Origin of the sequence: Vibrio sp. V08_P9A1T1, assembly GCF_963874405.1 — a bacterium.
GTDB classification, from domain to species: Bacteria; Pseudomonadota; Gammaproteobacteria; order Enterobacterales; family Vibrionaceae; genus Vibrio; species Vibrio anguillarum.
The window spans coordinates 1-8,741 of record NZ_CAWNIB010000048.1 but is presented as its reverse complement, the minus strand read 5'-3'; the positions used below and the strand labels follow the sequence as shown (position 1 = coordinate 8,741).

The following is an 8,741-nucleotide window of genomic DNA, read 5'->3' as shown; positions in this document are numbered from 1 at the left end:
ATCACGAGTATTCCACTCACGCTAGGGAAGAGCTAACAATAAAAATGAATTTTATGATTGATGCTGAGACGAACAACGTTCAGCATCAGCACCACTAAAAAGGAGCAAATGCTCCCTTATGTGGTTTTTTTGCTAATTTGTTAGTGACTCTTCTAACGCCCGCAAGCATAAGGCCACGTTTTCACTGCGCGCCCCATACCCCATTAGACCAATACGCCACGCTTTACCCGCTAAAGTGCCAAGGCCTGCGCCGATCTCCAAGTTGTATTGATTGAGTAAATGTGCTCGCACTTTAGCCTCATCAACCCCTTCTAGAATATAGATCGCATTCAATTGCGGTAAACGACAATCTTCAGCAACGACAAATTCAAATCCTAATTTTTCTAAGCCCTGCTTTAATTTGTTATGCATCACACGATGACGTGCCCAAGCCTGCTCTAGACCTTCGTTTCTCAACACCAGTAAGGCTTCATGCAATGCGTACAAACTGTTAACTGGCGCAGTGTGGTGATAACTGCGTTTGCCTGCACCGCTCCAATAACCAAGCACTAAGCTTTGATCTAAAAACCAGCTTTGAACGGGGGTTGTGCGAGATTGAATTTTTTCAATCGCTTGCGCTGAAAAAGTCAGTGGCGATAAACCCGGAGGGCACGATAAGCACTTTTGGCTCCCAGAATAGACGGCATCGAGCTGCCATTGATCCACATAAAGTGGCACGCCGCCTAAGGATGTCACCGCATCTACAATACTCAGCATGTTGTTTTGCTTAGCCAGCAAACCTAATGCTTGCGCATCACTCAATGCACCAGTTGACGTTTCTGCATGGACAAACGCGAGAATTTTAGCATCAGGGTTAGCCTGTATGGCTTGCTCGACTTTATCGAGCGAAACGGGGGCTCCCCACTCATCATCCACCAGCACCACTTCTCCGCCACAGCGCACTACATTCTCGCGCATACGCTCGCCAAAAACGCCATTGCGACACACGATGACCTTATCTCCTGGCTCAATCAGGTTGACAAAGCACGCCTCCATACCAGCGCTGCCCGGCGCGGAAACCGCGATGGTAAACTCATTTTCCGTTTGAAAAGCGTATTTAAGCAGCTGCTTTAGCTCATCCATCATCTGGATAAAAAGCGGATCTAAGTGGCCAACGGTCGGCCTGCTCAGCGCTTGTAATACTTGGGGGTAAATATCTGACGGGCCTGGCCCCATCAAAATTCGCTGGGGTGGGTTAAAACTGGTAATGGACATAGTTGCTCCTTGCTTGTGGCCAAATGCGAATAGAATACCCAGAGTAAAACAAATCCGCTGATGCAACAATTCGACCGAAGTCTAGAGGTCAAACCAGTGTCACACTCTGGTTAATTTTATTTTACATTTGGACTTAATTAGCGATTGACATTAACAGTTCAAAAACGTTCAATGAATGAGCTATCTAGCAGAAGAGGAGCACTGCCCAGGCAGATGTTTTGTGGAGCCTCAACTCCAATACAAAACATTAATGGGGAGCAGTGCCGAGATAAACCAAGGTTGTGGATTTGGTTTATCGGTTGAATGGGCTGAATCCCTTCAACTGTCATCAGCAACCCTGATGAAGAGCTTCTGAGGTAAACCAATCATAAAAACACCTCTTTATTTGCTCTAGAAAAACTCTCTTCAAACATTGGACGTTGGTACACCAACACTATTTTTATTTCAGGAAGTCGTGGGAGAAATGCCGTGAGCGCATTCAATGTCGCCAAATTTGGCGGAACAAGCGTTGCTAACTTTGAAGCAATGAGCCTTTGTGCCGCTGTGATCGAAAATAATCCAGAGACCAAATTAGTCGTGAGCAGTGCCTGCTCTGGCGTGACGAATTTATTGGTTGAATTAGCCAATGGCGTACAAGATGCCAATCAACGCTTAAGTATTATCAAAAAGTTAGCTGATATTCATCATGCGATTATTGATAAACTTGCCGACCCGCTACAAGTTGAAAAAGAGGTACACTCAATTTTAGATATGGTGGCCAGTGTCGCAGAAGCGGCCTCTTTTCAAGCGAGTAAAAAACTGACCGATCACTTAGTGGCTTGTGGCGAGTTAATGTCGACCTTCATTCTGACGCAATTACTGCGTGAACGTGGCATGGATGCGATCCGTTTTGATATTCGAGAAGTGCTGCGTACTGATGATCACTATGGTCGGGCAGAACCGCAATTAGAGCAGATCCAGCAATTAGCCCAAGAGAAGTTAACACCACTTTGCCTGCAACACGTAGTGGTAACTCAAGGTTTCATCGGCGCTGATGAACAAGGGAATACAACCACATTGGGCCGAGGCGGCAGTGATTATTCTGCGGCCTTGATCGCCGAAGCGGTACAAGCTTCTGGCTTAGAAATTTGGACTGATGTGCCGGGGATTTATACGACCGACCCTCGCATTGCGCCTAAAGCCGCTCCGATTGCGGAAATAAGCTTTAGCGAAGCATCGGAGATGGCAAACTTTGGCGCTAAGATTTTGCATCCATCGACGTTGCTGCCCGCGCTTCGCCACGATATCCCTGTGTTTGTCGGCTCCTCAAAAGAGCCTGAAAAAGGCGGCACTTGGATCCGTAAACGTGTGGAAAGCTCACCTCTATTTAGAGCCTTGACCCTACGCTGCAATCAAACCATGGTTACGCTACGCAGCGCTAGCATGTTTCACGCATACGGCTTTCTTTCGAAGGTGTTTGAAATTTTAGCCAAACACAAAATTTCGGTGGATCTGATCACCACCTCTGAAATCAGCGTCTCATTAACATTAGATAAAACCGATACCTCAGGTGGAGCGCCTGAACTGCCTCAAGCGGTGCGCTTAGAATTAGAAGAGCTGTGTAAAGTTGAAGTCGAACATAATCTGTGTTTAGTTGCGCTGATCGGCAATAACATGAGTGAAAGCAAAGGCTATGCAAAACAAGTTTTTAGCACCTTAGAAGATTTCAATTTGCGTATGATTTGCTATGGTGCCAGCCCGCACAACCTCTGCTTTTTATTACACGAGTCGGTTTCTAAAGCGGCAATTCAGAAACTTCATCAAGATTTGTTTGAACGATAAAACCACATTGAGTAGTAACACGCTGAATAAAAAACAGGTTGGCTTAGCCAACCTGTTTTTTATTACTTAATCTAAATTCGGCCCAAGCCATTTTTCCGCTTCTTGTGCATTCCAACCTTTACGTTGCGCGTAATCTTGCATCTGATCTTGCTGAATTTGTGCAATGGCAAAATAACGAGAGTCAGGATGCGAGAAGTACCAACCCGACACCGAAGCACCCGGCCACATAGCGTAACTGGTGGTTAAAGACATATCGATGGTTTGCTCAACTTGTAACATCTCCCACAAGGTGCCTTTTTCCGTATGCTCAGGACACGCTGGATAGCCCGGCGCTGGGCGTATACCTTGGTATTTCTCACGGATCAAATCATCGTTCGACAACTCTTCGTCAGCAGCATAGCCCCAAATTTCTTTACGAACTTGCTGATGCAAATATTCCGCAAAAGCCTCAGCAAGACGATCAGCTACCGCTTGGATCATGATGGCATTATAGTCATCGCCTTGCGCTTTATATTGGTCTGCTAATTCTCGCTCACCAATTCCGCCTGTTACGGCAAATGCTCCGATCCAATCTCGTTTACCACTCTCCTTTGGTGCAATGTAATCGGACAGGCAGTAGTTATAACCTTTGGGCTTTTCGGTTTGTTGGCGTAAGTGATGCAGAACATGAGCAACCTCGGTGCGCGATTCATCGCGATACACTTCGATATCATCCCCCACACTCGCGGCTGGGAATAAAGCGCAAATACCGCGAGCCTTGAGTAGCCCTTCTCGCTCCACTCTATCAAGCAATGCATTAGCATCATGGAATAAACTTTGTGCTTCCTCTCCCACCTCTTCGTGTTCAAAAATCGTCGGATATTTACCCATCAATGACCATGTCATGAAAAATGGTGTCCAGTCGATGTAACGACGAAGGGTAGCCACATCAAAATCATCAAACACATGTACGCCCAATTTAGCCGGAACTGGCGGCGTATAGTTATCCCAATCGATAACCGCTTTATTTGCCCTTGCCACTTCTAATGAGACGGGTTTAGTACGGGGGGTTTTACGGTGATGTTGATCACGCGTGCGTTCATAGTCGATGTTTAATTTTTCAACAAAAGCAGGACGTAACTCATCAGAAAGAAGCGAAGAACAAACGCCTACTGCGCGCGAAGCATTGTTCACATACACAACAGGCTGGTGATAATTTTGCTCAATTTTAACTGCGGTATGTGCTTTAGAGGTGGTTGCTCCGCCAATCAAAAGCGGTAATTTAAACCCTTGTCGCTCCATTTCTTTGGCGACGTGCACCATTTCATCTAAAGAGGGAGTGATGAGGCCGGATAACCCAATGATGTCGACATTCTGTTCTTTCGCGACTTTAAGGATCTGCTCGCATGGCACCATAACGCCGAGGTCAATGATTTCGTAGTTATTACACTGCAAAACGACGCCAACGATATTTTTGCCGATGTCGTGTACATCCCCTTTAACTGTGGCAAGAAGGATTTTGCCATTATTGGAACCCGCTTGCTTAAGCGCGTTGATGTAGGGCTCTAAATGCGCAACGGCTTGCTTCATAACGCGCGCCGATTTCACCACTTGCGGCAGGAACATTTTCCCTTCGCCAAAGAGGTCACCGACCACGTTCATTCCATCCATTAGAGGCCCTTCGATCACATCCAGTGGGCGAGTGGCATTTTGACGAGCTTCTTCTGTATCTTCAACAATATACTCGGTGATACCTTTGACCAACGCATGCTCTAAACGTTTTGCGACTGGCCATGAACGCCATTCAAGCGCACTGGCATCCTCTTCCTTACCGACACCTTTGTTCGCGTATTCAGCCGCAATATCCAGTAAGCGTTCAGTGCCATCGCTGCGGCGATTGAGAATGATATCTTCGACTGCTTCACGCAGTTTCTCAGGCACGTTATCGTAAATCTCAAGCTGACCGGCATTGACGATACCCATGTCCATGCCGTTTTTAAAACAGTGATAAAGGAATACAGCATGGATCGCTTCACGCACATAGTTGTTACCGCGAAAAGAGAAAGAGACGTTGGAAACCCCGCCGGAAATCATCGCATGGGGTAAATTACGTTTGATATCAGCCACGGCTTCGATAAAGTCCACAGCATAATTATTATGCTCATCAATACCGGTCGCAACCGCGAAAATATTCGGGTCAAAAATGATATCTTCAGCAGGGAAACCAACCTCATCAACCAAAATTCGATAAGCTTTGGTACAAATTTCAAGTTTTCGCTCACGGGTATCCGCTTGGCCTACTTCATCAAACGCCATCACGATCACAGCAGCACCATAGCGGCGAATGAGTTTAGCTTGTTCAACAAACTTCTCTTTCCCCTCCTTGAGGGAAATCGAGTTCACAATCCCTTTGCCTTGAATGCATTTGAGACCTGCTTCAATTACCTCCCACTTAGAAGAATCAACCATGATTGGTACTTTGGAAATATCCGGCTCAGAAGCGCATAAATTGAGAAAGCGGACCATGCAAGCTTGCGCATCCAACATCCCTTCATCCATATTGATATCGATGATTTGTGCACCGTTTTCGACCTGCTCTCGAGCAACATGCAGCGCCTCGTCATACTGTTCATCTTTGATTAAACGCTTAAAACGCGCAGAACCAGTGACGTTAGTTCGCTCACCTACGTTGATGAATAAGCTCTCTTTGGTAATCGTCAGCGGCTCTAGACCGGATAGACGACAAGCCACTGGAATATCGGGTAACGCTCTTGGTTTCACACCTTCGACCACTTTTGCCATTTGTCTAATGTGCTCAGGAGTGGTTCCACAACAGCCACCAACAAAGTTCAAGAATCCTGCTCGCGCCCATTCCCCGATGTGCTGCGCCATCTCATCGGCTTCAAGATCATATTCACCGAATGCGTTAGGCAACCCCGCATTGGGGTGAGCCGAGACATAACATTCGGAAATACGTGATAGCTCTTCAACGTATTGGCGCAATTCATCCGGACCGAGTGCACAGTTCAAACCAAATGAGATAGGCTCAACGTGTCGCAGTGCATTATAAAAGGCTTCGGTTGTTTGCCCAGAAAGCGTTCGACCAGAGGCATCGGTGATTGTCCCTGAGATCATCACGGGCAGTTTGTAACCCAACTCTTCAAACACACAATCCACCGCAAAGGCACAGGCTTTAGCATTTAAAGTATCGAAAATGGTTTCAATCAAAATTAAGTCGCTGCCGCCACGAATTAAAGCACGTGTTGATTCTGAGTAAGCTTCAACTAATTGCTCAAAGCTGATATTTCGAAACCCAGGGTCATTCACGTCAGGGGAGAGCGAGCAAGTGCGGTTTGTTGGCCCTAGCACTCCCGCCACGTAACGAGGTTTATCAGGCGTTTTCGCCGTCCATTCGTCAGCAGCTTGGCGTGCAAGTTTTGCAGCAGCGAAATTGATCTCATCGCTAATGGCTTGCATATCGTAGTCGGCCATTGCGATGCTCGTCGCGTTGAAGGTATTCGTCTCTAGGATATCAGCACCTGCTTCCAAGTAAGCACTATGAATTTCTTTGATTAACTGAGGCTGCGTCAAGACGAGAAGGTCATTATTTCCTTTCAGATCGCTTGGCCAATGGGCAAAACGATCTCCGCGGTAATCTTGCTCTTCCAATTTATAGCTCTGAATCATGGTGCCCATGCCACCATCAATCAATAATATTCTCTGTTGCAATTGAGCTTCAATTTGACTTCTAACTTCTCTTCCCACAGTACAGCCTCATTCCTTTTGGTTATTCGCTCATCCTATCATATAACCATTAGAAATCTAGACGTCTAAACTTCACTTTAATTATCGTTTGATACATCTGCAATCATGGCTAAAAAGTGTTTGCTATTTGTACATCATCCAAGGAGAATTTCATTCATATTTTGTTACACGACGAGAAAACAATGTCTGTCTATTACACTTTATGCTTCCTATCAGGAGCAGCAATGTTGATTGCCTTTCTAAACAGTAAGATAGGCAATATGCAAACCACTATCGCCATTACAGCAGGATCGATGATGTTGTCATTATTGATCTTAGTTGCAGGTCAAAATGATTGGTTTCATCTAACTCAAATAGCGACAGAAACCGTCAACAGTATTAACTTTGAAAATTTTCTGCTCAAAGGAATACTCGGTTTTCTACTTTTCGCTGGCGGCCTAGGCATCAAATTACCCAACCTAAAAGATCAGAAATGGGAAATCGCGGTTCTTGCACTAGGCGCAACGCTATTTTCAACCTTCTTCATCGGTTTTGGGCTATACGCCTTCTGTCAATTTATCGGTATTCACTTCGATCTCGTTTACTGTTTGCTCTTTGGTGCACTCATATCACCAACAGACCCAATAGCCGTATTAGCTATTGTTAAAAAGTTAGATGCACCAAAACGTATTTCAACCCAAATCGAGGGAGAATCGCTCTTTAATGATGGTTTTGGTTTGGTTATCTTTGTCACTATTTTCACTATTGCATTTGGTACAGAAGCACCAACCATAGGTAGTGTAACTATGTTGTTTATTCAAGAGGCAATGGGGGGCATCCTGTATGGTCTAGCTCTTGGGCTATTATTCCACTACCTCATCAGCGCCACCGATGATCACTCAATGGAACTGCTTTTAACCATTGGTATACCGACTGCTGGCTATGTTTTTGCAGATGTTATTCATGTTTCCGGGCCTTTAGCTATGGTTGTATCAGGGATAATGATCGGCAACTGGACACGCTTCATTGGCTTTTCAAAAGAAAGTGAAGAACACCTTGACCACTTTTGGGAATTGGTTGACGAATTTTTGAATGGTGTGCTCTTTCTACTTATCGGTATGTCGATGCTACTCTTCAAATTCCATGAAGAGGACTGGATATTGATGGCTTTCGCCATTCCTCTTGTCTTATCTGCTCGCTATCTAAGCGTTTTTTTCTCTTACATCGGCTTCAAGCGTTACCGCTCCTACAACCCATGGTCAATAAAGATACTAACTTGGGGAGGGCTACGAGGTGGGCTAGCACTAGCAATGGCACTTTCTATCCCATCTGGCATATTAGTTATCCCAGACAAGCTTATTGATGTAAAAGAGATAATCCTTGTTATGACATACGCTGTCGTGGTGTTCTCAATACTTATTCAAGGTTCAACAATTACCCCATTGATAGATAAAGCAAAACAAGCTGAAAAGTCGTCAATGTAGAAAGAAAACTGTCAGTAATGACTGATCAAATCAATTTTATCCCTAGCCGATGTTCTAGAACATCGGCTTTTGCTATCTTTACTTTGCTCCTCCTCTCTATATCTACTGTAATACCAATTTAAAAAATATGGTCTAATTAAGGCTGTTGAACTATGGTGAAATATCACTATGGATAGCTTTAGTAATATCTATTTAAAAAGCTGGCGAACCCTATTCAAATGAAAGTGTGATGGTGGCTCTTGCAGACTCCAAAGAAAGTCATTCACGTACACAAATAATCACACAATAGCTTAAAGTCAGCCGAACAAGTTTGAACAAACAGGTTCAATGATTATTGAAGAAGGACGCCAAGTAAAACTACGGACCGGTAAGCGAGCCCTAGCTAATCAGAGTGTTACGAATTACAAGGAGTGAGTATGTAAGTATGCGTGGAATTGATTTTTAGAAGACGGCACTGAG

Annotated in this window: 4 protein-coding genes and 1 riboswitch; of the genes, 2 read left to right on the top strand and 2 right to left on the bottom strand. The window is 44.9% G+C overall.

The window, feature by feature from the left end; genetic code table 11:
* Positions 1 to 132: 132 nt before the first annotated feature.
* Positions 133 to 1,254, bottom strand: coding sequence for a pyridoxal-phosphate-dependent aminotransferase family protein (locus tag AACT21_RS02830; RefSeq protein WP_094164076.1), 1,122 nt, complete (start codon positions 1,252 to 1,254; stop codon positions 133 to 135).
* A gap of 183 nt (positions 1,255 to 1,437) precedes the next feature.
* Positions 1,438 to 1,613: riboswitch (Lysine riboswitch) on the top strand.
* Positions 1,614 to 1,722: 109 nt separating this feature from the next.
* Here AACT21_RS02830 and lysC point away from each other — a divergent pair.
* The gene (lysC, locus tag AACT21_RS02825) at positions 1,723 to 3,075 is read left to right on the top strand and encodes a lysine-sensitive aspartokinase 3 (RefSeq protein WP_094164075.1); all 1,353 of its coding nucleotides are present in this window, start codon (positions 1,723 to 1,725) and stop codon (positions 3,073 to 3,075) included.
* A 66-nt stretch (positions 3,076 to 3,141) separates the two neighbouring features.
* Here lysC and metH read toward each other — a convergent pair whose 3' ends face one another.
* Complete coding sequence (gene metH / locus AACT21_RS02820; RefSeq protein WP_094164074.1) at positions 3,142 to 6,819, bottom strand: methionine synthase; 3,678 nt, start codon at positions 6,817 to 6,819, stop codon at positions 3,142 to 3,144.
* A gap of 116 nt (positions 6,820 to 6,935) precedes the next feature.
* Between metH and AACT21_RS02815 the strand changes: the two genes are divergently transcribed.
* Positions 6,936 to 8,282 (top strand): cation:proton antiporter, encoded by a 1,347-nt coding sequence (locus AACT21_RS02815; RefSeq protein WP_017046634.1) that lies wholly within the window; start codon positions 6,936 to 6,938, stop codon positions 8,280 to 8,282.
* The last annotated feature ends 459 nt before the right edge of the window (positions 8,283 to 8,741 follow it).